General features: G+C 51.0%; 2 protein-coding genes. Both read left to right on the top strand.

The window, feature by feature from the left end; translation table 11 throughout:
* The coding region (gene hutU, locus HP456_RS22465; RefSeq protein WP_172255231.1) for a urocanate hydratase at positions 1-1344 on the top strand (1344 nt) is incomplete at its 5' end.
* A gap of 3 nt (positions 1345-1347) precedes the next feature.
* Entirely contained in the window at positions 1348-2628 is a 1281-nt protein-coding gene (hutI, locus tag HP456_RS22470) for an imidazolonepropionase (RefSeq protein ID WP_172255233.1), read from the top strand.
* Positions 2629-2713: the final 85 nt, after the last annotated feature.

Below are 2713 nucleotides of genomic sequence, written 5' to 3' on the forward strand. Positions count from 1 at the left end.
GCGAACTGGGAGCACTTCCACGAACTTGATCAGAAAGGTCTCATGATGTACGGGCAAATGACGGCGGGAAGCTGGATTTACATCGGGACTCAAGGGATCCTGCAAGGAACATACGAAACATTTGCGGCATTGGCGAAAAAGCATTTCAACAACTCACTAAAAGGCACGATCACCCTCACAGCCGGTTTAGGGGGAATGGGCGGTGCTCAGCCATTGGCCGTTTCCATGAACGGAGGGGTGGTCATTGCGGTCGACGTCGATGAAGAACGCATCCAGAAGCGCCTCGATACGAAATATTGTGATGTGAAGACGGATTCCCTCGACGAAGCGGTTGCGATGGCGTACGAAGCAAGAGACCAGGGGAAAGCATTATCCATCGCGCTGTTAGGAAATGCAGCTGAAGTTCATCACGAATTCTTGGAAAAAGGCGTAAAAATCGATATCGTGACCGACCAGACTTCAGCACACGATCCGCTCAACGGGTATGTACCTGAAGGATTTACGCTTGAAGATGCTGCACGATTAAGAAAAGAAAATCCGTCCGAATACACCAAGCTGTCACAAAAAAGCATGGCAAAGCACGTAGAGGCGATGCTCGAATTCCAAAAACGCGGCTCGATCGTATTCGACTATGGCAACAATATCCGCCAGGTAGCGAAAGACGAAGGAATCGATAATGCATTCGATTTCCCTGGATTCGTTCCTGCTTATATCCGCCCTTTATTCTGTGAAGGAAAAGGACCGTTCCGCTGGGCAGCCCTATCCGGTGATCCGGAAGATATCTACCGCACAGACCGTTTGATCAAAGAACTTTTCCCTGAAAACGAAGCGCTCAACCGCTGGATCGATATGGCTCAGGAACAAGTGTCATTCCAAGGGCTGCCTTCACGGATCTGCTGGCTTGGATACGGCGAGCGGATGAAGATGGGCCTTGCCATCAATGAATTGGTACGCAAAGGCGAGTTGAAAGCACCGATCGTCATCGGCCGGGATCACCTTGACTGCGGCTCCGTTGCATCGCCGAACCGTGAAACAGAAAGCATGAAAGACGGCAGTGACGCCGTGGGGGACTGGGCGATCCTGAACGCGCTGATCAACACAGCTGCAGGCGGATCTTGGATCTCATTCCATCACGGAGGCGGAGTGGGCATGGGTTACTCCCTGCACGCAGGAATGGTCGTTGTAGCAGACGGAACAGACCTTGCACAGGAACGTCTGGAACGCGTGCTCAACACTGACCCGGGCATGGGCGTCATCCGTCACGTCGACGCAGGATATGATATCGCTGAACAGACAGCAGACAAACACAACATTCAAATCCCGATGAAAAAAGGAGGAGAATAACTAATGACAAAACAATTCGATACAATCATTGAAAATATTGGCCAGCTACTCACGATGGACCATGGAAGCGGTCCCTTAAAAGGAAAAGAAATGAGTGAACTGCCTGTCCGTGAAAATGCCGCTCTCGGGATCAAGGACGGCCTCATCGAGTGGATCGGTACACACGAAGAAGCTCAGGCACATAAATCGACCGAACGAATCGATGCCGAAGGAAAACTCGTAACACCAGGTCTTGTTGACCCGCACACCCATCTCGTATTCGGAGGCTCCCGTGAACATGAAATGGCATTGAAGCAGCAGGGAGTGCCATATTTGGAGATCCTGAAACGGGGCGGAGGAATCCTTTCGACAGTAGGAGCCACCCGCGAAGCATCTGAAGAAGAACTACTCAAGAAAGCCAGGTTCCACCTGGATAGAATGATTTCGTACGGTATCACCACGGTCGAAGCCAAAAGCGGCTACGGATTAGATAAAGAAACCGAACTGAAACAGCTGCGCGTCACGCAAAAACTGAATGATGAACATGCAGCGGACCTGGTTTCCACATTCCTGGGCGCGCATGCCATCCCGCCGGAATACAAAGAACGGTCCGATGAATTCCTGAACGAAATGTTGGAACTATTATCAGACATCGAAAAAGAAAACCTGGCTGAATTCGTTGACATTTTCTGTGAAACCGGCGTCTTCACCGTCGAGCAGTCACGCCAATTTTTAAAAGCAGCCAAGGAAAAAGGTTTCTCTGTAAAGATCCACGCGGATGAAATCGATCCACTCGGAGGGACGGAAATGGCCACCGAAATTGGAGCGATAAGCGGAGATCATTTGGTGGGTGCATCTGAAAAAGGCATCCAGGCATTAGGCGCAACAGACACCATCGCCGTCCTTCTGCCGGGCACGTCTTTCTACCTGAACAAAGGCAAGTTTGCCAACGCAAGGGGCATGCTCGAAGCGGGAGCGGCAGTCGCGCTTTCAACCGACTTCAATCCCGGCAGTTCGCCGACCGAGAACCTGCAATTCATCATGAACCTTGCGTCACTTCAGCTGAAGATGACGCCGGAAGAAGTCTGGAATGCCGTCACGGTCAATTCTGCATACGCGATCAACCGGGGAGAGCAGGCAGGCAAAATTGCAAATGGCCGTAAAGCCGACATCGTCCTTTGGGATGCACCAAACTACCATTATGTTCCATACCATTACGGAGTGAATCACACGAACACCGTCATCAAAAACGGACGCATCATCTACCGCAAGGAGAAGCTTCATGAGCACATTTCAACACATTAAGCCGGCGGGGAAAGCTCAGTTCAAGGACCGGTACACAACAAAAGCTGCCGAACTGTTAACGCCGTACAAAGAAGGCAAAAAAGGG

The sequence above is a fragment of the Bacillus haikouensis genome (genome assembly GCF_013179555.1).
In the GTDB taxonomy this organism is placed as follows: domain Bacteria; phylum Bacillota; class Bacilli; order Bacillales; family Bacillaceae_B; genus Rossellomorea; species Rossellomorea haikouensis_A.

Bases quoted from the DNA above. Each gene is read 5' to 3' on its own strand.
- hutI (WP_172255233.1), top strand. From the start codon at position 1,348: ATGACAAAACAATTCGATACAATCATTGAAAATATTGGCCAGCTACTC.